Source organism: Paractinoplanes deccanensis, from assembly GCF_016862115.1.
GTDB classification, from domain to species: domain Bacteria; phylum Actinomycetota; class Actinomycetes; order Mycobacteriales; family Micromonosporaceae; genus Actinoplanes; species Actinoplanes deccanensis.
The window spans coordinates 22,915-45,849 of record NZ_BOMI01000147.1; the positions used below are offsets into that span (position 1 = coordinate 22,915).

The 22,935-nt window shown below is 73.2% G+C and carries 17 protein-coding genes; 12 read left to right on the forward strand and 5 right to left on the reverse strand.

What is annotated here, in order from left to right:
* Positions 1 to 5: 5 nt before the first annotated feature.
* Positions 6 to 812, reverse strand: coding sequence for a calcium-binding protein (locus Ade02nite_RS36240; protein ID WP_203773667.1), 807 nt, complete (start codon positions 810 to 812; stop codon positions 6 to 8).
* A 147-nt stretch (positions 813 to 959) separates the two neighbouring features.
* Between Ade02nite_RS36240 and Ade02nite_RS36245 the strand changes: the two genes are divergently transcribed.
* The 4 genes from Ade02nite_RS36245 (at position 960) to Ade02nite_RS36260 (ending at position 4,163) form a co-directional block, all read left to right on the forward strand.
* A complete protein-coding gene (locus Ade02nite_RS36245; RefSeq protein ID WP_203773670.1) occupies positions 960 to 1,391 on the forward strand; it encodes a glutaredoxin domain-containing protein in 432 nt (143 codons plus the stop codon).
* Positions 1,392 to 1,550: 159 nt separating this feature from the next.
* Positions 1,551 to 2,399: an alpha/beta fold hydrolase gene (locus tag Ade02nite_RS36250; protein WP_239169311.1), complete on the forward strand. Its 849-nt coding sequence runs from the start codon at positions 1,551 to 1,553 to the stop codon at positions 2,397 to 2,399.
* Positions 2,400 to 2,616: 217 nt separating this feature from the next.
* Positions 2,617 to 3,036 carry a nitroreductase family deazaflavin-dependent oxidoreductase gene (locus Ade02nite_RS36255; RefSeq protein ID WP_203773672.1) on the forward strand — a complete coding sequence of 140 codons (420 nt, stop codon included), beginning with the start codon at positions 2,617 to 2,619 and terminating at the stop codon, positions 3,034 to 3,036.
* Between the two features lie 266 nt (positions 3,037 to 3,302).
* Positions 3,303 to 4,163, forward strand: coding sequence for a GNAT family N-acetyltransferase (locus tag Ade02nite_RS36260; RefSeq protein WP_203773674.1), 861 nt, complete (start codon positions 3,303 to 3,305; stop codon positions 4,161 to 4,163).
* A 555-nt stretch (positions 4,164 to 4,718) separates the two neighbouring features.
* On the opposite strand, the gene Ade02nite_RS36265 is transcribed toward Ade02nite_RS36260, so the two are convergent.
* Together Ade02nite_RS36265 and Ade02nite_RS36270 are read right to left on the reverse strand one after the other, a co-directional pair.
* On the reverse strand, positions 4,719 to 9,908 hold the full coding sequence (locus Ade02nite_RS36265; protein ID WP_203773676.1) for an SCO7613 C-terminal domain-containing membrane protein: 5,190 nt from the start codon (positions 9,906 to 9,908) through the stop codon (positions 4,719 to 4,721).
* Positions 9,909 to 10,028: 120 nt separating this feature from the next.
* Positions 10,029 to 11,396 (reverse strand): UDP-glucose dehydrogenase family protein, encoded by a 1,368-nt coding sequence (locus Ade02nite_RS36270; protein ID WP_203773678.1) that lies wholly within the window; start codon positions 11,394 to 11,396, stop codon positions 10,029 to 10,031.
* 92 nt (positions 11,397 to 11,488) lie between these two features.
* On the opposite strand from Ade02nite_RS36270, the gene Ade02nite_RS36275 reads away from it, so the two are divergent.
* The 6 genes from Ade02nite_RS36275 (at position 11,489) to Ade02nite_RS36300 (ending at position 15,663) form a co-directional block, all read left to right on the forward strand.
* Positions 11,489 to 12,643 (forward strand): acyl-CoA dehydrogenase family protein, encoded by a 1,155-nt coding sequence (locus Ade02nite_RS36275; RefSeq protein WP_203773680.1) that lies wholly within the window; start codon positions 11,489 to 11,491, stop codon positions 12,641 to 12,643.
* 161 nt (positions 12,644 to 12,804) lie between these two features.
* Positions 12,805 to 13,566 carry a hypothetical protein gene (locus Ade02nite_RS36280; protein WP_203773682.1) on the forward strand — a complete coding sequence of 254 codons (762 nt, stop codon included), beginning with the start codon at positions 12,805 to 12,807 and terminating at the stop codon, positions 13,564 to 13,566.
* A gap of 18 nt (positions 13,567 to 13,584) precedes the next feature.
* Complete coding sequence (locus Ade02nite_RS36285; RefSeq protein ID WP_203773685.1) at positions 13,585 to 13,902, forward strand: hypothetical protein; 318 nt, start codon at positions 13,585 to 13,587, stop codon at positions 13,900 to 13,902.
* Positions 13,889 to 14,611 (forward strand): hypothetical protein, encoded by a 723-nt coding sequence (locus Ade02nite_RS36290; protein ID WP_203773687.1) that lies wholly within the window; start codon positions 13,889 to 13,891, stop codon positions 14,609 to 14,611. The genes Ade02nite_RS36285 and Ade02nite_RS36290 overlap by 14 nt, the downstream gene beginning before the upstream one ends.
* Before the next feature lie 4 nt (positions 14,612 to 14,615).
* Complete coding sequence (locus tag Ade02nite_RS36295; RefSeq protein WP_203773689.1) at positions 14,616 to 15,035, forward strand: hypothetical protein; 420 nt, start codon at positions 14,616 to 14,618, stop codon at positions 15,033 to 15,035.
* Entirely contained in the window at positions 15,028 to 15,663 is a 636-nt protein-coding gene (locus Ade02nite_RS36300) for a hypothetical protein (RefSeq protein ID WP_203773691.1), read from the forward strand. The genes Ade02nite_RS36295 and Ade02nite_RS36300 overlap by 8 nt, the downstream gene beginning before the upstream one ends.
* On the opposite strand, the gene Ade02nite_RS36305 is transcribed toward Ade02nite_RS36300, so the two are convergent.
* Entirely contained in the window at positions 15,664 to 16,194 is a 531-nt protein-coding gene (locus Ade02nite_RS36305) for a hypothetical protein (RefSeq protein WP_203773693.1), read from the reverse strand. It abuts the gene before it with no gap.
* A gap of 22 nt (positions 16,195 to 16,216) precedes the next feature.
* A complete protein-coding gene (locus tag Ade02nite_RS36310; protein WP_203773695.1) occupies positions 16,217 to 19,894 on the reverse strand; it encodes an ALF repeat-containing protein in 3,678 nt (1,225 codons plus the stop codon).
* A 207-nt stretch (positions 19,895 to 20,101) separates the two neighbouring features.
* Between Ade02nite_RS36310 and Ade02nite_RS36315 the strand changes: the two genes are divergently transcribed.
* On the forward strand, positions 20,102 to 20,584 hold the full coding sequence (locus Ade02nite_RS36315; protein WP_203773697.1) for a hypothetical protein: 483 nt from the start codon (positions 20,102 to 20,104) through the stop codon (positions 20,582 to 20,584).
* A gap of 28 nt (positions 20,585 to 20,612) precedes the next feature.
* The gene (locus tag Ade02nite_RS36320) at positions 20,613 to 22,919 is read left to right on the forward strand and encodes a S1 family peptidase (RefSeq protein WP_203773699.1); all 2,307 of its coding nucleotides are present in this window, start codon (positions 20,613 to 20,615) and stop codon (positions 22,917 to 22,919) included.
* The last annotated feature ends 16 nt before the right edge of the window (positions 22,920 to 22,935 follow it).

Genomic DNA, 22,935 nt, shown 5'->3' on the forward strand with positions numbered 1-22,935 from the left:
CCCGGCTACTGGACGACCGTGTTGCGGCCGGTGCCGCCGTAGAGCTTGTCCGTGCCGGTGCCGCCGACGAGGGTGTCGTTGCCCGCGTAGCCGTAGAGGCTGTCGTTGCCGGCGCCGCCGTAGAGGCTGTCGTTGCCCGGGCCGCCGACGAGCCCGTCGTTGCCGGCACCGCCCCAGATGCGGTCGTTGCCGGCGATGCCGTTGAGCGAGTCGTTGCCCTCGTCGCCGTAGATCAGGTCGTTGCCGTAGCCGGCGATCACGGTGTCGTTGCCGGAGCCGCCGCTGATCCAGTTGCTGCCCGCCGAGTCGTCCAGGTAGTCGTGGCCCGGGCCGCCGGAGAGCGAGTCGCTGCCGGCCTTGCCGTACAGCAGGTCGTTGCCGGTGCCGCCGGCCAGCCGGTCGTAGCCGGTGCCGCCGACCAGCGTGTCCTTGCCGGCGTGGCCCGCGGCGTACATCTGCACCCCGCTCTTGTTCTGGACCTTGTCGTCCTTGTCGCCGAGGAAGACGTTCACCTGGATCGGCGTGCGGGTGGCGGTGCAGCGGACCTTGGTCTTGTCGCCCTTGACCGCCTTGCAGCCCTTGCCGGCCTTGACGGCGACCTTGTCGTCGAAGGTGATCGTGCGGCCCGAGACGGTGACGACCAGCGAGTTGGCCTGGCCGGTCGCGGCGACGAAGCCGACCTCGGCGCCGTTGACCTGCGTCTTGGCGGCGGGGGTGGCGGCCTGCGCCGGAGCGGTGAAGAGGACCGTGGTGGCCACGGCGCCCGCCGCGATTCCGATGGCGCGCAGAGCCTTGCGGTTGACCAAGAACATGACTATTCCCCCGTGATTCTGGATCGATTGAGCGGTCTCGTTCGCCGCGATGCCAGAATCCTAAGAGGATCACGTCGCCGGCCGACTCACGGTTTCGTGCCATGCGCCGCCGGCCGCTTCCGGCGAATGGCGCGGTAGGGTCGTCCCATGGTGCGGCGCTGGGGTTCGTCGATCGTTCTGGCTGCTGCGGGCCTCTTTCTCGGCGGGGTCCTGCTCGCCCAGGGTCGTGTCGTTTCCGCGGTGGTCGTCTTCGTGCTTTTCGTGGCCTTCGCGGCCGTGACGTCGCCGCCGGGATTCCCGCGTTCGGTGAGCGATGCGGAGGCGCGGGCGGCGAGCGCTCGGGACGGGCACGCCATCGTCTATTGGCGACCCGGATGTCCCTATTGCGCGCGGCTGCGGGTGTCGCTGGGCCGGCGGGCGTCGCGGTTGCACTGGGTGGACATCTGGGCCGATCCGGCCGGCGCCGCGACAGTGCGAGACATCACGGGTGGTGACGAGACGGTCCCGACCGTCGTCACGCCCAGTGAGTCGTTCGTCAACCCGTCGCCCCTGCTGGTGCGTCAACTCGCGCTTCATTAAGAGGTACGCCTTTTCGGCCGGTCCCCGCCGTCGGCACGAGGGCTCCGTCGTGGTCACTCTCCGCGTGCCGGTGCCGGGTTGTCCCGTCACTTGCGCCCTCAAGGGCACAACCGAGCGCACGGGGCCCGCCGGAGCGCCGGACGTGCGTAACTTGGGCCTGTGCCTGATGAGCCCCTGAAGACGTACAGCATCGAAGTGAATGGGATCGCGCAACGGTTCCATGTGGCCGGCGAGGGACCGATCTGCGTGATGCACTCGGGCGGACCCGGGATCGACTGGTCCTATCTGCGTATGCCGCTCGTCGAGGAATATCTGACCGCGGTCTATGTCGAACCGGTGGGAACGGGCGAATCCGGGCGGCTTCCGGCGCATCCCCATGGGTACGGCATCGACGCGTACGTGCCGTTTCTCGACGCCGTTGTGGAACATGTCGGCGCGTCCTATGTGCTCGGCCATTCGCACGGCGGATTCGTCGCGCAGAAATACGCGCTGTCGCGACCGGATCGGCTGACCGGGCTGATCCTGTACGGGACGGCGCCGTGCACGGGACCGGACTTCGAGGCGCTGGCGCAGCGCAATGCCGAGCGGCAGCGGGAACGGCTCGCGCACCGGCCTTCCATGGCGGAGGTCCTGGCGGCGCTGGACGCCGACTGGCCGTCGACCGACGCCGGCGCGACCGCGCGGATCCGGGCGACGCTGCCGCTGTACTTTGCGGACTACTGGGGAGCGGAGGAGCGGTTCGAGCCGTTCCGGGACGCGTTCCGCAGCTGGAAGGTCTTCGGCGACGGCACCGACTTCGACGTGCGCGACCGGCTCGGCGAGATCACGGCGCCGACGCTGGCCGTGGCCGGGACGTACGACTGGATCTGCGACCCGTCGTGGTCCCGCGAGATCGCCGCGGGCATTCCGGGCGGGCAGTACGCCGAGCAGACGGCGAGCGGGCATTTCGGGCACGTGGAGGAGCCCGAGGGCTTCGCCGAGATCATCGCGAAGTTCATCGGAGCGTGACGGTCTCGGGGCGGTGACGTGACGGTGCTTGGCGGAGCGTGACGGTTCCCTGAGGCGCTGACGTGCGGTGCTTGGCGGAGCGTGATGGCTTCTTGGGGCGGTGACGGGCGGTGCTTGGCGGAGCGTGATGGCTTCTTTGGGCGGTGACGGGCGGTGCGTGGCGGAGCGTGACGGCTTCGGCGGGCGGGGTGCCGGGACCGCGGGTAGGGTCGTGATCATGAGTTCGGCGATTGACCTGCACGGCGCACCGCACGTCGCCCGCTACCTCGAGACGGACGGCGAGGACGGCTTCCACTGGCGCAACGGGACCGAGATCCTGATCCTCTTCACCAAGGGCCGCAAGTCCGGCGAGGAGCGCTCGCACGCCCTGATCTTCCGCGAGCACGGCGACGACTACCTGGTGGTCGCGTCCAAGGGCGGCACCGACGCGCCCCCGGCCTGGTTCGTCAACCTCCAGGCCGACCCCGAGGTGGAGGTCCAGATCAAGGGCGACCGGTTCCCCGCCCGTGCCCGCGTCGCCACCCCGGCGGAGAAGCCGGAGATGTGGGCCACGATGGCCGAGGTCTGGCCCGACTACGACGAATACCAGAAGAAGACGGACCGCGAGATCCCCGTGGTCGTCCTCGAACGCGCCTGACCGTTGCCTGCCGGAGCAGCCACCTCGGCGCAGGCCGGCTGCTCCGGGCCGGGGCCCGTCGGTTGACGGCCGCCGCCGTTGATCGGCGCCCGTCGGTTGAGGCCCATCGCGTTGATCGGCGCTCGTTGGCCGAGGCCCGCCGCCGTTGATCGGCGCCCGTTGGCTGAGCGCCGCCGTTGATCGGTGCTCGTTGGCTGAGCGCCGCCGTTGATCGGTGCTCGTTGGCTGAGCGCCGCCGTTGATCGGCTTCCGTCACAATGGCGGGCATGACCGTGCAGATCACGCCGCTCGTCGATGCGCTGGTGCGGAACCGGCTCGCCTGGCTGGCCTCCGGCGAGGACGGGCGGCCGCTCGGCACGGCCTTCCTGCGCCTGCCCCCGGGCGGCGGCTACGCGGACCTGGAGCTCGACGTCCATCCCGCCGAGCGCCGCTGCGGTGTGGGCACGAGCCTGCTCCAGGCCGTCGTCGAGGCCGCCGGCACCCGGGACGGGCTGCGCAGCCTGCTGACCCAGCCCGTCCGCGAGGATTCCCCCGGCGACCTCTTCTGCGCCGCTCGCGGGCTGCGCCGGGTGCTGCGGCTCACCTACACCCGCCTGCCCCTGGACGGCCCGCTGCCCACCCACGCCGACGTGCGCGGCTACCGCCTGGTCCACTGGGAGGGCACCGTCCCCGGCGAGCTGGCCGCCACGTTCGCCCGGTCGCGCAGCGCGATGGACGACATGCCGATGGACGACGCCGACTACACCCCCGATCCGTGGGACGTCGACCGCGTGCACGCCGTGGCCGACGCGGTGTCACGCCGCGGCGAGATCCTCTGCGTCACCGCGGCCCTGAGCGACGACGGCGAGATCGCCGGCTTCACCGAGCTGGTCGTCCCCGGCGACGGCCGAGGCGACGCCCAGCACTACGGCACGGGCGTCCTGCCCGCACATCGCGGCCACGGTCTGGCACGCTGGATGAAGGCTGCCCAGATCGCCCGGGTCCGCGCGCGGTTCCCCGCCCTGGCCGGCCTGCTGGCCGACACTGCCGACAGCAATGCCGCCATGCGGCGGGTCAACGATTCGCTCGGTTATGTGCCGACCCACCGAAGCCTGCTCTATCAGCACGACCTGCCCGGCCCGCGGTGAGCTTGGGGAACCGCCGGCATCATCCGCGCGAGCCACGCCGCCCCAGCACGCGCCGAAGCGTTTGTCGTGCCGGCTCGCCCCTCAGGCGGCTCCAGTCACAGGGCCCACCCTCCCAGGGGGCCCCCGTCCAACGCAGCCATTGTCGCGAAATCCGCCCGATCTTGCGCTGTCTGGCTGTGGATAACGGGTGTTGTGGAAAACCCGCCGACCGGCGCCGAAGTGCCAAGGCCGGCTGCGTTGGGGCGGAGCCGCTCGGTCGGACGTGCGGGTGGTAGGGCGGCCCGATGGCGCGCTTGGGCGGGCGCTGCGTTGTAGCGGCGACCTGGCCGGGCTCGTCCGGCTGTCAGTTCTGGCGGTCTGTCAGCGCTGTCCGGCTGGGTGTATCGGGTGTAGCGGGGAGCTGCCCGGACGGGCAGGTAATGGCTGTCCGGGAGGGACGAGGGATTCGGGTTGAGCGTCAGTGGCGGGTACAACCCGGCGGCGGCCCGCGGGAAGTGACCCACCACCAAGGCCGATGCTTGCGGCGGGTGCTTCCGCTACTCCGTACCTCTTGGGTCAGCGCATGCGGACCAGCGCGCCCCGCAACCCCTCGCGGGTGCGGCGCCGGTTCTCGTTCGTGGCGCCCACCCAGAGCAGGATCACGCCGAGCGGTACCAGCACCAGCCACGGTCCCACCAGGGTGACCGCGAAGTGGATGGCGGCGAAGACGGTGGCCAGCGCGCCGACGACCACCGGGGCCTGCTGGCGGTTGCGGGAGCCGATGATCAGGGTGGCCACGGCGCCGAGCAGGAGGAGGACCTCGCGGAGCTCGCCGCCGTTGCCGGCCAGGACTATGCCCATGGTGGGGACGAAGGCGGCCAGCAGGGCGACGCCGTAGGCCGCCCAACTGCTCAGGTCGGGGCGGAAGCGGCTCTCGATGACGCCGACCACCAGGGCCAGGGCGGCGAAGGGCAGGGTGTACGCCTCGGGCAGCGCCACGTCGGCGAGGGCGATGAACAGCCACCAGCCGACGATCTCGAAGCCCACCGCCAGCCAGAACAGCAGGCGGCGCTGGCCGGCGGGGCGGCCCGCGCGGGAGGCGGCCAGGCCCAGCACGGCGCCCCAGGCGGCGAAGAGGGCGGCCAGGTGGGCGGGGGAGTCGAAGGCCAGGATGCCGGCGAGGATGGCGGAGGCGTAGCCGCTCCACTCGACCGTCTGGGCCTCCGTCTTGTATTGCGGCAGGCCCATGCGGGGCACGGTGGCCTCGAGGATCAGCAGGGCCGCGCCGACCGCGAGGACGCCGAAGGCGGCCCAGGGGCGCTGGACGCCGGCGGCGATGGCGGCGGTCAGGACGAAGAACTGGCCCATCACGGCGGTGAAGAGCCAGCCGAGCACGCGGGCGTGGCGGCTGCGGCCGCCGAGCGCGGCGACCAGGCCGACGCCGATGGCCGAGCCGAGGGTGAACAGCGTGAGGCGCTGCTGGGCGAGGCTGCCGGCCAGGCCCGCGTTGCCGGCCAGCAGGCCGATCACGAAGACGATGGTGCGCGTGGTGCGCAGCAGCGACGCGTGGGTGGCCACCGGGGGCGGGGTCAGCGCCAGGCCCAGCATCGAGATGGTGAAGACGACCAGGGCGGCCGACGTCGCGGCCGGGAACGGGGCGTGCAGGGCGATCGGGGCGATCAGCAGGGTGACGGCGAGGCCGGGCAGGATGACCGGGACCGCCTCGGACGCCTTGCCGCCGAAGCCGATCGCGGCCAGCGCGGCGGCGCCGGTGAGCAGCACGATCGCCAGGACGCTGGTGCCGTCGACGTAGCCGGAGGCGGGCTGGGACAGCGCCGGGATCGGGCCGTCCCAGATGTGCTGCACCTGGGCCAGCGGGTCGACCAGGGCGGCCTTGAGGGCCGGGGCGATCGAGAAGAGAGCCAGGACGGTGGGTACGAGCGCCAGCACCACGGCGCTGGTGGCCGGGTCGACGAGCCAGCGGCCGCTCAGGCCGAGCGGGCGGCGCGGGCCGCGGAAGCGCGTGTTCGACCAGTAGTGGTCGCGGGCCAGCGTGATGCCGGGCGCGGGGGTGGAGCCGCGCAGCAGCTCGGCCATCACGCCGAGCAGGGCGGCGGCCGCCGCGTACAGGGCCGTGGAATAGGGGGTGGGGATCGAGACGAACGCGGTCACGGTCGCGCCGAGCACCAGGCCGACGGTCGCCCAGGGCAGGTATTGCGGGATCCAGCGGCCGGCGAGCGCGAGCAGCGCGAGGCTCAGGCTGGAGGCGGCCAGGGCGGCGGTGAGCGCGACCTGGGCGTCGTGGCCCTGGTCGACGGCGACCGAGGCCAGCACGCCGGGCAGCGCCAGCAGCACCGAGCCGGTGGCCGCACCGCCGATCTGGGCGCGGTGGCGGGGCATGCCGGTGTCGTCGCGGGCCAGGTCGCTCTCGGTCACCGTGAACGGCGCCCAGAAGCGGCCGGGGCCCTCCGCGGCGAGCTCGTCGTCGACCGGGTCGGGGATCTCGGCCACCGGCGAGCGGGCCATCGCGGCGGCGAGCAGGCCGATCATCACGATCGCGAGCAGCGCCAGCGCGGTGGACCAGGGGCGGGCCAGGCCGGCGCCGACCGCGTAGAGCAGGACCACGGCCGCGGCGCCGGCCCGGCACAGCGCGGCGCGCGGGTCGATCGTGGCGACGGCGGCCATCACGTAGCCGACGGCGACCGCCGCGCTGATCAGCAGCGGCGACCACCACGGCAGGCCCAGGGCGAAGGGCGCGCCGATCGTGGCCAGCGCGCCGCAGACCGCGGAGATCAGGTAGGAGAACGGGCGCGGCGCGGCGATGGCGGCCGCGAAGGCGACCATGAGCAGCGCGAACGGAGCCTGCCACGCTCCCGCGCCGGGGGTGGGGTAGCGGCTCAGGTCGGCGTCCCACACGTCGCCGAGCACGGAGATGACGCGGGCCGCGCCGGCCAGGGCGAGGTAGCCGGCGATCGCGCCGACCACGATGCCGGCGACCGCGAGGCCGCGGTTGGGCCCGCGGCTCCAGTCGGCCGGCAGCACGGCCACGCCGAACGCGACGATCAGCACGACCACGCCGGCGACGGCGAGCGGGGCGCTCGGGAAGGCCAGCGCGAAGACCCGGGCGAGCGCGCCGCAGATGGCGACGGTGGCGGCCGCGGCGGCGATGTCGGGGCCGTCGAGCACCCGGTCGCTGCGCCGGCCGTTGTCGATCGACTTGGCGAAGAAGAGCAGGCCCGCGGCGACCAGCAGCAGCACGCCCACCCACACGTCGGGCGCGGTGGCGCCGGGAGCGAGCAGCGCGGCGAGGGCCAGCGCGATCGCGCCGAGGCCGGTGCCGGCGGTGAGCGGCAGGCTGATCTCGCGGCGGGCCACCTGGAACACCGCGGCGTAGCTCAGCGTGGCGGCCACGGCGAGGAAGCCGACGGCCAGCGCGGGAACGGTGACGGCCTCGGTGGGCGGCGGCCCGTCGCCGCGGTCCGAGACGGCGAGCGCGGCGGTGACCACGGCGCCGGGCAGGGCCAGCGCGGCGGCACCGGACGCCCAGTCGCCGACCAGCCAGGCGTACAGCCGGATCGGGATCTGCCGGGCCGCCACGGCGATCATCACGCCGGCGCCGGCCAGCGCGGTGAGCACGGCGGCGGTGAGCCACGGCGCGCTGAGCGCGGACCCGGCGCCGAAGAGGCCGACGACGGCCGCCGCGGCGACGTGCACGATCGCGATGCGGCGGGTGGTGGCGGCCAGGCCGGCCGCGCCGATGCCGACGGCGGCGATGACCAGCGGCCAGGGCGCCTCCGACCAGCGCATGCTCAGCGACGCGGGCACGGCCAGGGCGGTCAGCGCGACGCCGGCGACCGCGCCCTCGTGGCGGACGTCGCGGGGCAGCGCCAGCGCGGCGGCGATCGTGACGATCAGCGCGCTGAACGCGAGCAGCCAGCCCTGTCCCTGGGTGGCCTCGGCCAGCTTCGCCGCGTACCCCTCGGTGTCGGCCTGCCAGATCGGGCGGGCGGCCTGCAACGGCGCGAGGCCGGCCCGCAGGCAGTCGATGGTGAGCACCACGCCGACGATGCCGAGCGCGATCGCCGAGGCGATCTGGGGACCGCGCCGCACCTCGGCGGGGAGCAGGGTGACGAGGGCGCCGACCACCGCGACCGTGGCGGCGGCGACCGCGATGGTCCAGCGCGGCGACACCACGTCGGCGATCCGCGCGGCGGAGCCGGCCAGGGCCAGGGCCAGCACGCCGCCGGCGATGTTGCGGGCGGTCAGGTTGTCGAGCAGCCACGCGGCGGCCACGCCGGTGAGCGCTGCCAGCACCACGATCAGGCCGGAGCGCACCGCGTCGGGCACGGCCTGGGCCTGGAGCAGCGCCACCGAGGAATAGAGCAGGGCACCGGCGGTGGCGACGCAGAGCAGGGCGAACGTGAGCTCGCGCAGCCAGTCGGCGGACGGCGGGGTGGCCGGCGGGGCGAGCGGCACGGAGCCGGCCGCGGGAGCGCCCGCCGGGCGCGGGCCGGGGAAGATGCGGCTGCGCAGCCAGCGCCGCTTCGGCCCGGTGAGCCCCGAGATGATCAGGTCGGGCTCCTCGGGCGCCGACTCCGGGCGGGCGGGCGCGTCCTCCGCGTAGGCCGAGGGGTCGGCCGGGTCGGGAGCGTCCTGGCGGCGGCCGAAGTCGGCGTGGCCGGCGCGCCGGGCGTCGTCGGCCTCGGCGAGCGTCTCGCGGTCGGCGGCGACCGGGCGGCCGATCGGCCAGCGCGGCAGCAGCCGTCCGCGGCGGATCACCGTGGTGAGCAGCAGCAGGTCGAGCACGGCCACGACCGTCAGGGCCATGCCCCATCCGGCCGGGCTCTGGATCATCGGCTCGGCGAGCAGCAGGGGCACGGGTTGCACGGCGACGACGGTCGCGTAGCGCGGGGCGGCCAGCCGGGTCACGCCCGCGTACAGGAAACTCGCGACCGCGGTGATCGCGAAGGTGATGCCGAGATAGAGCGGGACGGGCACGTCCGTGCCGCCGGTCATCTCGCTGCCGTGCAGGGCGAACAACGTCATCGGCAGCAGCACCAGGCCGACGCCGGCGACCGTCTCGGCCGTCGAGCTCAGCCCGCGCCGCGCGATGCCGGGCGCGGCGACCAGCGCGATCGCGGTGGCCATGGCGAGGATCAGCGCCCGGGCGAGCGGGTTGCTCACCGCGACGCCGGCGAAGACGACGGCGGCGACGCCGATCAGCAGCGCGCCCAGGGCCAGCGTGATGTTCTGCACCGACTGGGAGGAGGCCTCGGGCGGGTGCGCGTCGCCGCCGGTGAAGCTCGCGACCCGGCGCGGCGGGGGAGCGACCCGCTCGGTCGGGGGCGGGTCGTCGACCAGCGCGGTGACCCCGTCGGTGGCGACGCCGGGCGGACCGGAGTGCGCCGTCCCGCGCGCGGCCCAGTCGGGTGGCGGGCCGGCGGGGCGGGCCGTGCGGCGCGGCGGCGGAGGAGGCGGCTCCTCGTCGACCACGGTGTCGCCGGGCGGCGGGGGCGGCGGGCCCTGATCGGGGTACTCGTCGCCGGGGCGACGGCGTACCCGCCGGGGCTTGGCCGCCTTCTTGGCCTTCTTCTGCTGGTTGGCGTGCGCCAGGATGTCCCGCTGGAACTGCGCCGCCTGGATCTTGGCGGCGATCTGGCTGCGTTCCTTGGCCGCGGCCATGTCGCGGATCTTCAGATCCGCGATCGAGGCTTCGATCCGGGCCAGCTCATCGTCGTAGCTGTCGGGCTGTTCAGCCTGCGCCACGGAACCTCCTCGACCTGCCGGCCACCCGTCCATCTAGAGCATGCCCAAACGACACCTCATTAGAACAGGCTCACGGGGGCAGGGATCCAGAGAAAACGCCGCAGACCTCGCGCCAGGGTGTCAGGCGGGCGGGCGGCCGATCCCCCGATAGGACCACCCGGCGCGGGCCCACTGGCGCGGATCCAGGCAGTTCCGGCCGTCGATGACCCTGCGCTCGGCGACCAGCTCGCCGAGGACGACCGGGTCGGCGTTGCGAAATTCCGGCCATTCGGTGGCCACGAGGACGAGGGAGACGTCCGTCACGGCGGCGACCATCGACTCCGCGTACGCCAGGGCGGGCTGGGCGCGGCGGGCGTTGTCCATGCCCTGCGGGTCGTAGACGCGCACGTGCGCCCCGGCGGCGGACAGGGCGGCCGCGACGGCGAGACTGGGCGCGTCGCGTACGTCATCGGAGTTGGGCTTGAAGGTCGCGCCCAGCACGGCGATCTCCGTGCCGGACAGGTCCGGCCCGGCCGGGCCCACCGGGCGGCCGAGCAGCTGCGCGGCGAGCGTCAGCGCCCGGGAGCGGCGCCGCGTGTTGATCAGGTCGACCTCGTGCAGGAAGCGCAGCGCCTCGCCCGCGCCCAGCTCCTGCGCGCGCGCCTGGAACGCCCGGATGTCCTTGGGCAGGCAGCCGCCGCCGAAGCCCAGCCCGGCCTGCAGGAAGCGGTTGCCGATGCGCGGGTCGTAGCCGATCGCGCGGGACAGCTGGGTGACGTCCGCGCCGGCCACCTCGCACACCTCGGCCATCGCGTTGATAAAGCTGATCTTGGTGGCGAGGAACGCGTTCGCGGCGACCTTGACCAGCTCGGCGGTGGCGAAATCGGTCACCACGACCGGGACGTCGCGATCCTCGGTGGCGGCCAGGTCGAAGACGCCCTTGTGCGCCGCGTGCAGGCGCTCGCGCGCCCACTCGCTCGCCACGCCGCAGACGATGCGGCTGGGCCGCAGGACGTCCTCCACCGCGTACCCCTCCTGGAGGAACTCCGGTGACCAGGCGACCTCGACGCCCAGCGCGGGGTCGGCGTGCTTGGCCACCAGCTGCTCGACCCACGCCGCGGTGCCGACCGGCACCGTCGACTTGCCCACGATCAGCGCGCGCCGCCGCAGCAGGGGCGCCAGGCGGGTCACGGCGCTCTCCACGTAGCTGAGGTCGGCGCCCATGCCGTCCGCGCGCTGCGGGGTGCCGACGCAGATGAAGTGGACGTCGCCGAAATCGGCCACGTCCTCGTACGCGGTGGTGAAGCGCAACCGGCCCGCCGCGAGGTTGCGGCGCAGCAGGTCGTCGAGGCCGGGCTCGTGAAACGGGACCGCACCGCTCGCGAGCTTCGATATCTTCGCCTCGTCGACGTCGAACCCGAGCACCTCGTAGCCGAGCTCGGCGAAGCAGATGGCGTACGTGGCGCCGAGATAACCGGTGCCGAGGAAGGCCAGGCGGGGAAGCGTCATCACGTCTGGCCTAACGATTGTTCGGCTGGCGGGCGTACGCTACCTGCCAGTAACATCGGGTTGGGGTTTCGCATCTCTGGAGAGGGTCAGCCATGACTGAGTTCGACGCCTACCGGCTATCGGAGGACCACGAGACCATCCGTGCCGCCGTGCGCGAGGTCTGCGACGCGCGCGTGGCGCCGAACGCCGCCGAGGCCGACGAGACCAGCGAGTTCCCCAAGGCGTCGTACGACGCCCTGCGCGCCTCCGACTTCCACGCCCCGCACATCCCGGTCGAGTACGGCGGCGCCGGCGCGGACGCGCTCGCCACCGCGATCGTGATCGAGGAGGTGGCCCGGGCCTGCGCGTCGTCGTCGCTGATCCCGGCGGTCAACAAGCTCGGCACGATGCCCCTGCTCCTGTCGGCGTCGGAGGACCTCAAGCAGCGCTACCTGCCCAAGGTGGCGTCGGGCGAGGCGATGTTCTCGTACTGCCTGTCGGAGCCCGAGGCCGGCTCGGACGCGGCGTCGATGACCACCCGCGCGGTCCGCGACGGCGACTTCTGGGTGCTGAACGGCGTGAAGCGCTGGATCACGAACGCGGGCGTCTCGGAGTACTACACGGTCTTCGCGGTCACCGACCCCACGCTGCGCTCCCGGGGCATCTCGGCCTTCGTCGTCGAGAAGTCGGACGAGGGCGTCTCGTTCGGCGCGCCGGAGAAGAAGCTCGGCATCAAGGGCTCGCCCACCCGCGAGGTCTACTTCGACAACGTCCGCATCCCCGCCGACCGCATGATCGGCGCCGAGGGCACCGGCTTCGCGACGGCGATGGCCACCCTCGACCACACCCGCGTGACGATCGCGGCGCAGGCGCTCGGCATCGCGCAGGGCGCGCTCGACTTCGCCAAGGGCTACGTCAAGGAGCGCAAGCAGTTCGGCAAGCCGGTCGCCGACTTCCAGGGCGTCCAGTTCATGCTCGCCGACATGGGCATGAAGATCGAGGCGGCCCGCCAGCTGACCTACGCCGCCGCCGGCAAGAGCGAACGAGGCGACGCCGACCTGACCTACTTCGGCGCGGCCGCGAAGTGCTTCGCCTCCGACGCCGCCATGGAGATCACCACCGACGCGGTCCAGCTCCTGGGCGGCTACGGCTACACCCGCGACTACCCGGTCGAACGCATGATGCGCGACGCGAAGATCACCCAGATCTACGAGGGCACCAACCAGGTCCAGCGCATCGTGATGGCGCGCCAGCTCCTCAAGGACTGAAAGGCGTCCGCGCGCGTTGGCGGAACGACCTTCGATCATCGCCGTAGGGAGATCGACGGTCGTGCACGTGCATAGTGCCTGGCGCGGGCGTTTGACCGCATGGCTCGAAACCGTTGCTTTTTGCGTGATCGGTTTGTCACTGTCGGAGGTCGCCGACGGGGGTGGCGATCACGCATGGGGGCAACGTGTCGGAAGGGCGCTTCGCTGAGCTGGCCGATCTGCTCGATGAGGGCGAGGCCATGCTCGGCGCCGGGCGGTCGGCGGCGTCGGTCGATGCCGGGCCGGGGGTCGACGCCTCCGGTTCCGTGCGGGTGCGGCTCGACGACGAGGGCCGGGTCGCCGCGGTGACGGTGGGGGCCGGCTGGCGGCGGGCGCTCGGCGACGACGGGCTGTCCGCGGCGGTGGTCGAGGCCGCTCGTGATGCCTCGGTGCGGCGGCTGGCGGCCTGGGGTGAGGCGTACGGCGGCGGGGCGCCGGCCGGTGCGGCGGCGCCCGATCACGGCGAGGTGCAGCGGCGGCTTCAGGAGCTGGCGACGCGGCGGATGTCGCGGGCCGACCGGGAGGTGGCGCTTGCCGAGCTGCTGGCGCTGGTGGAGGGGATCGAGCGGGGGATCGACGAGGTCTCCGGCAAGCTTCGCTCCACGTTGGACGCCACCCATACGGGGCATAGCCCGGACCGGCATGTGGCTGTCACGGTTTCCGGTGGCGGTGACGTGGTGAGCGTGCGGTTCGGCCGGGAGTGGCTGCGCGGGGCGCACGAGCTCAATGTGGGGCGGCAGGTCACGGCGGCCTTCCTCTCGGCGTACGAGAAAGCCGCCGCCCACGGGGTGCGGCAGTTGATCGCCGACAGCCCGCTCGGTGCGGTGCGGCGGGAGACGCGGGATCCGCTCGGCCTGGCGCGCCGGCTGCGGCTGGCGGACTGAGGACGGGGAGGCGAACGGATGAGCGTTACCGCCGCGATCGAGGCGCTGCGGCGCGACGCCGAGTTGTGGGATCGGGTCGCGCGGGTGACCGGGCAGGCCGGTCAGGAGGCGGCCGCGCTGACGCTGGACAACACGCAGCTGTCCTGGGCGAGCGTGCCGACGGGGCTGATGCGGACGTACGCCGAGATCCAGGGCAAGGTGGCCGGCCTGCTCGGCGAGGCCACGACCGTGTACGCGGACCTCGGCGTCGCGCTCGACACGGTGGCCGCGGCGTACGAGGCGAGCGACGAGAAGGCCGCCCGGCAGTTCGAGGGAGTGTGGGATGTCCGCGAGTAGCACCGAAGCCGACCTGCTCGACAAGATCACCTCGACGCTGGAGCGGATCGAGGCGAAGACCGCCGAGTTGCAGGGCTCGATCAACGACAAGCTCGGGTGGCTGCCCGGATTCGTGCGGGACAAGGTCGTTGCGGGCTGGAACAGGTTCTGCGACTACCTCGGCCGGGTCTGGACCAACCTCAACGAGATCCTGTCCCACATGGGCTCGCCGTCGGCGCTGGGCGACACCGCCGACGCGTGGAGCGACCTGGTCGGCGGCCCGGTCAGCGCCCAGGTGCAGACGGCCGAGGCGGGCCTGCTCGGCGCCGACGACAAGTGGGACGGTGCCGCCGCCGACGCGTACCGGCAGACGCTGCCGCTGCAGAAGGCCGCCCTCGACAAGGTGAAGTCGACGCTGACCGACGGCATCTCCACCGCGCTGAGCACCGTCGCCACCGGCATCATCGCCTTCTGGGCCGGGCTCGTGGTCGCCCTGGTCGCGCTGGCGACCGGCATCGTCGGTGCCCTGGCGTCCAGCGCGACGATCCTCGGCGTGCCGGCGGCGCCGGTCATCGCGGCCGGCGCGGCGCTGACGGCCTCCGCGGCGCTGATCGCCGGTGCCGAGACGCTGAAGGCGGTCTGCGCCTCCGCCAACTCGCTGCTGCGGCAGAAGCTCGCCGACAACTCCGCCTTCCACGAAGGACACTGGCCGCCGGCGGCGAAGGCCTGACGCCGTGACGACCTCACCGATCCACCGCGGCCGCAGCGCCGGCTCGGCCGTGCTCACCGCCGTGGTGATCGCGGGAGACGTCGCCCTCGCCGTGATCAGCCTGCTGGCCTGGCAGCTGGAGGGCGGCGCCGAGGCGGCGACCTTCGCCCTGGCCGGGATCTCGGCCGTGGCCGGTGCGGTGCTGTTGCTGTTCGCGGTGGCCGGCTTCGCGCGCGGCGCCGCCGGTCCGGCCCGGCTGTCGCACGCGCTCGCCTGGGCGCGGTTCGCCGCGGTCCTGCTCGTGCTGACGGTGTTCGCCGTGCGTCCCGGCCCGGACGCGCTGATCGGTTTCCCGGCCACCTTCGGCGCGGCCGTGGCGGTGGTCGACGCGCTCGCCGCCGTGCTGGTGACCAGGGCGGCCGTGCGGCGTACGGCCGATGGCTGAGCTCGCCGGCCTTCTCTGCGCGAGCTTCGGGCTGCTGTTCGGCCTGCTGCTGGTGGTCGCGGCCCGGCGCCGGCGCCGCGAGCGCGACCGGAGGCGGCGGTGGGCCGAGAGCAACGGCTGGGCCCTCACCGAGCAGCCGGACGTCGACTGGGGCCGTCACCTGCCCGGCGGCAACAAACGCGGCATCGAGTACGCCTTCTCGGCCGTACGCCGTGGCCGCCGGGTCTGGGTGGCGCAGTACTCGGTGACCGACCCCGGCGACGGCACGACGCCGCAGACGCACCACCACATCGTGGTCGTCGCGACCCTGGACCGGCCTCTCCCGGCGACGGAGGTGGCCCCGCGGGGCCGGGTCTCCCGCATGCTCGGCCGGGGCGAGGGCGCGACGGGCGTTCCCGGCTTCGATCGGCAGTTCCGCATCCGTACGGACGAGCCGGCCGCCCTCGGCCACCTGATCGGCCCGGCGCTGATCGACGCGCAGCTGGGCCACCGGGTCCCGCCCGCCTGGAGCGTGCACGGCACCACGCTGCTGCATCACCGGCCCGGGCGGCTGGAGCTGGATCAAGTCCCGCGCTGGGCCGACGGCCTCGTCCTGCTGGCCGCCCTGATCGACCACCGCGCCGGGTGATCAGCGGTAGCGGGTGCCGTGACCGTCGGGCAGGGCGAGAAGCGTGTTCGTCTCGGCCGAGTAGATGTCGCCGGGCTCCAGACCCGTGAAGTCGCCGGCCTGTGCCGCGGAGACCGCCGAGACCAGGACGTTGCCGGCCGGGATCCAGTAGAGGTCCTGCTGTGCCTTGCTGACCCGGGGCAGCAGGCGCACCTCCGCACCGGCCGCCGCCAGAGCATCGGCAATCTCCACGAAGGACACGCGCGCGGGAAACTCGCCGTACCGCTCGGCGATGACGGCTGGTGCGTTGCCGGCGAAGCTGTTGGTCCAGTCGGGCTTGACGAGGATCTGGCGGCAGAGCCACTCGCCGGTGGTGTCCTCGAAGTAGGCGTCGACGAAGCCGAACTGCCGGACCATGTCGCCGGCGCTCCAGCTCGCGTCGCGGTAGTCGTCACCCAGGGCCGGCGGCCAGGCCGCCAGGGGGGAGCTGAGCCCCACCCCGGCGACCTGGCCGCTCACCGCGAAGTCGACGAAGAAGTCGACATATGTCATGCGCTGCTCACTCGGATGTCGCTCAGAACGGGTCCACGCCCAGCTTCCGCAGACGGTAGCAAACCATCTTGATCTTCTCGCGCTGCTTGGGGTCCTTGAAGACGATGGTCGGCGGGCTGTCGCGGTCCGTCCTCGACTGCTCCAGAACCGACTCCATGCGCTTCACGAACTCCGTGCGGAGCTTCTGGTCCTTCTGGAGCGTGTCGATCGCGGCGTCGACGTGCTTCTGGGTCGCTCCCTTGCCGTACGAGAGCGGGACGCCGACGAGGTTGCCGTTCTTGTCGACCTCGATGGCCACCTCGGCGCCGTCGTCCATGTTGACGTGCGGGCCCTTGTTGACGTAGTCACCGTCGGCCTGGCCGGCGTGGTGGACCTTGCACTTCTTCTTCGGCGCCGCCATGGCCGCTGCCGCGGCGGCGGACTGAGCGGCACGTGCCGAGGAGGCGGTACGTGCCTCCGGCACCTCCCATTCGAGCTCGCAGAACTCCGGGTCCGGCCGCCGCGCCGCGCGGGCGTCCTCGATCACCTTCTCGGTGCGCTGGAGCACCTTGCGGGCCTTGGACCCGGCCTCGAAGAAGGACTTGAGCCCCCGGACCACCTTGAGGATCGCCGAGCCGACGGACTTGAGCTTGCCCACCGCGAAGAAGAACGACCCGACGTCCACCAGCGCCCACAGGCAGTCGCCCAGGTTGGGGTTCTGCGCGCAGTTGATGATGTTGTCGATGCCGAGCATCGAGATGAGGATCCCGGCGCCGTTCTCGACCAGCCAGTCGCCGATGTTCTTGTTGGCGTCCTTGAGCGCCTGGCGGTACTCGTCCAGGGCCGCCTGCCCGCCCTGGTCGAAGATCGCCTGCTCGTCGGCGGTGAGCCCGCCGGCGCCGACCGCCGTGTCGTAGTCGGCCTGGCGGGTCGCCCAGTCCTCCAGGCGCTTCTTCTCCGCCGCGATCGCCTTGGCCTCGGACGCCGCGGCGGCCGCCTCGTCGCGGGACTTGCCGGCGGCGATCGCGTCGGCGCGGGCCTGCGCCGCGGCGGCCTGGGCCTGCCGGGCGAACGTGCGGGCCTGCGCGGCGCTGGCCGCGGCCTGGGACGCCGACCGGGCGGCCGCGGCGGCCGCCGCCTTGGCCTCCTGCTCCGCGGCCCGGGCCTTCTTGGCCCAGGAGGCCGCCTCGTCGGCGGACTTCTGCGCCTGGTCCGCCGACGCCTTCGCCTCGTTCGCGTAGACCCGGGCCTGATCGGCCGAGGCCACGGCCTTGTCGGCCCAGATCGCGGCCTCCGCGGCGGCGCCCGCCGCCAGGTAGGCCGCCTGCTGCGCCTCGTTGGCGTTCTTGCGGGCCAGCGCCGCGGTCTGCGCGACCTCGGAGAGGTACGACTGGATCTGCGACACGTGCCGCGTGGTGTCGGCGTCGCGCTCCCGCGCCCGGAAGAGCTCGACCTCGAGGAACTCGCGCTGGAACGACGGCGGCCCGTTGAGTGCCGCCTGCGCGGCCGCCTTGACCTCCGGCCCGCCGGTGCTCAGCGCCTGGGTGACGGCGACCCGGTCGTCGTCCTCGGCCGCCCGGTACTGCCCCTCGGCGAGGAACTTCGCGCGGTCCTCCGGCGTGCCCTGAAGCGCCGCCTGTGCCGCAGCCCGCACGCCGGGCCCGCCGGCCTCCATGATCCGTGAGACGGCGATCTGGTCGTCGTCGTCCTTGCCCCAGTACCAGCGGTCGTTGAGGAAGTCCTTGACCGCGGGATAGGAACGGGCCAGCGCGCTCTTGGCGGCGAGCCGCTCGCCGCCGTTGTCGCTGGTGTCCGCGATGTGGGCGGCGCTGGCCCGGTCGTCCTGCTCGGTGGCGAGCGCGATGCCGCTGCGGACGAAGGCGACGACGTCCTCCTCCGTGCCGACCAGCGCGTCCTCCGACGCCTCCTGGAGCCAGCTGCCGCCGGTGTGCGCCAGCCGGGCCGCCACCTTGCGGCCGTTGGCCACCACGGTCTCCTCGGCCGCGCCGGGGGCCTGTGCCTCGGTCAGCAACGCCTGGGTCTCGGCGTCCAGCTTCGCTTCCTTGCCGGCCACCCACGCCGAGTCGATCTGCTTGTTCTGCTCGGCCAGCAGCGCGTCCTGCGCCTCGGCGATCATCCGGGCCTTGGACTGCTCGAGCCGCTCGGCCTCCGCCTCGCGGGCGACCGCGGCGACGTTGAACGCCGTGGCCGACGCGTTCTCCGCGATGTCCGCCGCCTGGTCCGCGAGGTTCGCCGCCTGCTGGGCGCGGTCGGCGGCGCCCGCGGCCACACCGGCCTGCTTGACCGCCTCGTCCGCCGCGGCCGCGGCGTTGTCGGCGTGCTGCGCCGCCTGGTTCGCGGCGTCCCGGGCCTGCCGGGCCGCCCGCGCGGCCTGCGCCGCGATGGCCTGCGCCCGGTTCGCCGCCCGGGTCGCCTCGGCCGCCTTGCGCTTGGCGTCGGCGCTGGCCTGGCGCGCGGCGGCGGCGCTGGCGCCCGCCTTCTGCGCCCAGTTGCCCGCCTCGCCGGCCGCGCCCGCCGCCGCGTCGGCGTTGGCGCCCGCCGAGCTGGCCGCCACGGCCGCCTGCCCGGCCGCGTCGGCCGCCTTGGCCGCCTGGTCGGCCGCCTCCGCGGCCTTGCGGGCGCCGCGGGCGACGTCACGCGCCTTCGTCGCGGCGGTGCTGGCCGCCGCGGCCTTGTTCTTGTCCTTGGCGGCGGCCGCCGCGGCGCTGCTCGCCGCCGACGCGGCCTGCCCCGCCCGGGTCGCCGCGTACGCGGCCTGGTTCGCGGCGTTGGCCGCCACCCGGGCCGCCTCGTTCGCCGCGGAGGCCGCGCGGATCGCGGTCTGCGCCGCTGCCGCGGCCCGCTTGGCGGCGCTGGCCGCCCGGCTGGCCGCCGCGGCCGCCTTGATCGACGAGTCCTTGGCCGCCTCGGTCTCGGCGGCCGCCTTCAGCGCCGCCTCCTTGGCCTTCTGCGCGGCGGCGACCGCCTGGGCGGCGGCGTCCTGCGCGACCTGGGTCTGCTTGGCCGCCTGCGCCTGCGCGGTGGCGGCCAGGTCGACCAGCTGCGAGATGGTCTGCGTCTCCTGGTCGCGGGCCGCGGCGGTCTCGTAGCCGTAGAGCAGGAAGTACTCGATGTCCTCGTCGGTGCCGGCCAGGGCGCGCTGTGCCGCGGCGCGCACCTGCGGGCCGCCGACCGTCATGATCTGGGTGACCCGGATCGCGTTGTCGTCGGCCTGCGCCTCGAACTGGCCGGCGAACAGGAAGCCCCGCATGTCGTCGGGGGTGCCGGCGAGCGCCTTCTGGGCGGCGGACTTGACGCCGGGGCCGCCGGTCGCCATCGCCTGCGTGACCTTCACGGCGAGGTCGTCCTCGGCGGGCTTCTCCCAGCCCGTCTCGACGAACGCGCGCAGCTGCTCCGTCGTGCCGCTCAGGGCCTGCTGTGCGGCGGCGCGCACCCCTGGGCCGCCGGCCGCCATCAGCTGGGTGGCGCGCACCTGCAGATCATCAACCGCGATCTTCGGGTACGCCGTGGTCAGGAACTCGTGGACGTCGTCATCGGATCCGGTCAGCGCCTGCTCGGCGGCCTTGGCGACGCCGGGCCCGCCGGTCCGCATCAGCGTCAGGGCCTGCGCCCGCTCGACGGCGGGCGACTCCTCGGCGTGCGCGGCGCCGGCCGGTAGGCCGGAGATCAGGACGGTGGTGGTGATCGAGATTGCCGCCACTCTTCGCAAAGTGGACAGCAGGCGGCCAGGTGGGTGCATGTCTTCCCCCGGTTCACGACAGCATCTTGGCCGGCTCACTATAGACATCAACTTCGATCCCCGTTGCCCCGTCGAGATCGACGTTCGTAAGGGTCCACTGTGGGTCGCCGCTTGTACTATCCTGCGGTCGTCGATCTTCCCGAGACGGCAATTTACGGGGGTAGAGCTGTGCGTTTACTTGGATATCTGGCGGTCGCCGGGCTGACGGCCGGTGCCGTGCTCGGCGGTGCGGGCGCCGTCGCCGCGACCCGGGCGGACGCGGCCGCGGCGGCCGAGGAGACGGCGTCGCTGGTCGAGGACTTCGCCTATCCGGGGGCGGAGAAGATCCTCGCCGACCGCGACATCCTGCTCAAGAAGGGCGACGGGCGCCTGTTGCTGACCGACTGCGCCGTCGGTGCCGACCTGATCCAGGTCCGCAGCCGCGGCCGCGACCCGTTCTGCTTCGAGGCGGCCGGCTCCGGCGCCTGGGTGACCATGGAGCTCAGCGACGCGTTCCTGGTCTTCAGCGACAGCGAGCACACCACGGTCGCCGACTACACCGTGGACGGTGTCTCGGACTCGGCCGTCGTCGAGCCGGGCGGCGCCGCGGGCATCGGCGAGGGGCAGACCGAGGGCTCGAGTGCCGTGCTGCTCAAGCTCACGGCGAGCTGAAGACTTGATGAACAAACGGGGATTGAACGTGCGTAGGCGGTACCGCCTCTGGGGTTCCGGCCTGCTCGTGGCCGGGCTCTCGGCGGCCTTCCTGGGCGGCGGCAGCGCGTCGGCGGTCGCCGGTGCGCAGGAGGTGCCGGACGGCGGGCTGCCGTTCGTCGCCAAGCTGACCATCGGTGACACGTTCCGGAGCTGCACCGGGGCGCTGGTAGACGCGCGGTGGATCGTCACGGCGAAGTCCTGCTTCGCCGACACCGCCGGCGCTGTCGTGGCGGGTGCCCCGGCGTGGCCGGCGTCGGTGGTGCTGGGCCGGGCCGATCTGACAAAGGTGACCGGTCAGCGGTTGTCCGTCGTGTCGCTGGTGCCGCATCCGGACCGCGGCATCGTGCTGGCCGAGCTGTCGGCAGCGGTGAAGAACATCACTCCGGTGTCACTGAGCGGTGACGCGGCGCAAGCGGGCGAGACGGTCTCGATCGCCGGGTACGGCCGGACGAGCACCGAGTGGGTGCCGAACCGCATGCATTCCGGCGACTTCACGGTCGGCTCCGTGTCGGCGGGACGGTTCGCGATCACCGCCGCCTCGGCGGGCGCGACCCTGTGCAAGGGCGACGCGGGCGCACCGGCGTTCCGCGACACCGCGTCCGGGCCGCAGTTGGTCGGCGTGAGCGTCGACTCCGGGCAGAAGGGCTGCCTGGGCGAGCCCGGCACCCGGACGGACGAGGCGAGCGGGGCGCGCACCGACGACCTGGGCGACTGGGTCCGCACCAGCACGGCGACCGTGCCGAGCGGCATCAGCGAGCCGGTGACCGGCGAGTTCACCCGCGACGGCCGGCAGGACCTGGCGGGTGTGGACGCGTCGGGCGTGCTGTGGCTCTATCCCGGCACGGCCACGCCGGGCGTGTGGGGCCACCGGGTGCGGATCGGCTCGGGCTTCACCGGCTTCCGCGAGCTCGAGGTCGGCCGGATCAACCGGGACGGGTACGACGACCTGCTGGCGATCGAGGGCTCGACAAACGCGCAGGTCTACTACCCGGGCACGGCGGCCGGGGGCGCGTTCGGCGCCCGTACGGTGATCGGCTCGGGGTGGACGACGGACCTGCGGGACGTGGCGGTCGGCAAGGTGGACCGCGACGCGTACGACGATCTGCTGGTCGTGAAGGCGTCGACCCAGCAGCTGTTCCTCTACCGGGGCAACGCGACCGGCGGCTCGTTCTCCGCGGGCGTGGTCTACGGCTCCGGGTGGGGTTGCTGCAAGGAGTTGCAGGTCGGCAAGTTCAACGCCGACGACTACGACGACCTGCTCACCGTCGAGTCGGCAACGGGCAAGATGCGCATCTATCCCGGTACGGAGGCCGGCACCCAGTTCGGTCCGGGTGCCGACACCGGCTCGGGCGCGGGCTGGAACACGGCGTCCTTCCTCGCCAAGGCGAAGCTCGACGGCACGGGCATCGACGGCCTGCTCGAGGTCGACACCGCCGGCAAGGCGTGGCTGCACCAGCGGACCGCGGAGGCCGGCTGGCCCGCGCGGGTCGCGGCGCCCGGCAAGGTCTCCGGCCCGCAGCCAGGTGAGCTGTCGAACATCGTGACCGGCAAGTTCAACCGGGACGCCTTCACCGACCTGCTCGGCGTCGACTCGGCCGGTGTCGCGTGGATGCACCCGGGCACGGCGGCGAACACCTTCGGCCCGCGGGTGCAGCTCGCGACCGGCTGGGGCGGCCTGCGCGAGCTCGCGGTCGGCCGGATCAACCGGGACGGGTACGACGACCTGCTCGCCATCGACGGCTCGACAAACGCCCAGGTCTACTACCCGGGCACGGCCGCCGGGGGCGCGTTCGGCAGCCGGGTCACGATCGGCTCGGGCTGGACCACGGACCTGCGGGACGTGGCGGTCGGCAAGGTGGACCGCGACGCGTACGACGATCTGCTGGTCGTGAAGACGTCGACCCAGCAGCTGTTCCTCTACAAGGGAACCGCCGCGGGTGGCTCGTTCGCGGCGGGCGTCGTCTACGGCTCCGGGTGGGGTTGCTGCAAGGAGTTGCAGGTGGCCAAGTTCTCCGGCGACGACTACGACGACCTCCAGACGGTGCAGTCGGCCACCGGCAAGCTGGTCGTCTACGGCGGCAAGGCGGACGGCTCCCAGTTCGAGCCGGGCGTGGACACCGGCTCGGGCACCGGGTGGAACGCCAGGAGCAACCTCGTCCCGGTCACCTTCGGCAGCGACACCAGCGCCGGGCTGCTCGCCAAGGACAACGCCGGAAACCTGCTGGTCCATCCGCAGCGCCCGGTCCTCGGCGTCGACCTGATCGACCCGATCACCTTCGGCCCGCGCGACTGACCCACAGCGACCGGCG

What these genes read in the sequence shown, in the direction of transcription:
- Ade02nite_RS36300 (WP_203773691.1), top strand. Translation starts at nt 15,028, where the DNA reads ATGGCTGAGCTCGCCGGCCTTCTCTGCGCGAGCTTCGGGCTGCTGTTC.
- Ade02nite_RS36240 (WP_203773667.1), bottom strand. Translation starts at nt 812, where the DNA reads ATGTTCTTGGTCAACCGCAAGGCTCTGCGCGCCATCGGAATCGCGGCG.
- Ade02nite_RS36255 (WP_203773672.1), top strand. Translation starts at nt 2,617, where the DNA reads ATGAGTTCGGCGATTGACCTGCACGGCGCACCGCACGTCGCCCGCTAC.
- Ade02nite_RS36245 (WP_203773670.1), top strand. Translation starts at nt 960, where the DNA reads ATGGTGCGGCGCTGGGGTTCGTCGATCGTTCTGGCTGCTGCGGGCCTC.
- Ade02nite_RS36285 (WP_203773685.1), top strand. Translation starts at nt 13,585, where the DNA reads ATGAGCGTTACCGCCGCGATCGAGGCGCTGCGGCGCGACGCCGAGTTG.
- Ade02nite_RS36290 (WP_203773687.1), top strand. Translation starts at nt 13,889, where the DNA reads ATGTCCGCGAGTAGCACCGAAGCCGACCTGCTCGACAAGATCACCTCG.
- Ade02nite_RS36260 (WP_203773674.1), top strand. Translation starts at nt 3,303, where the DNA reads ATGACCGTGCAGATCACGCCGCTCGTCGATGCGCTGGTGCGGAACCGG.
- Ade02nite_RS36275 (WP_203773680.1), top strand. Translation starts at nt 11,489, where the DNA reads ATGACTGAGTTCGACGCCTACCGGCTATCGGAGGACCACGAGACCATC.
- Ade02nite_RS36270 (WP_203773678.1), bottom strand. Translation starts at nt 11,396, where the DNA reads ATGACGCTTCCCCGCCTGGCCTTCCTCGGCACCGGTTATCTCGGCGCC.
- Ade02nite_RS36305 (WP_203773693.1), bottom strand. Translation starts at nt 16,194, where the DNA reads ATGACATATGTCGACTTCTTCGTCGACTTCGCGGTGAGCGGCCAGGTC.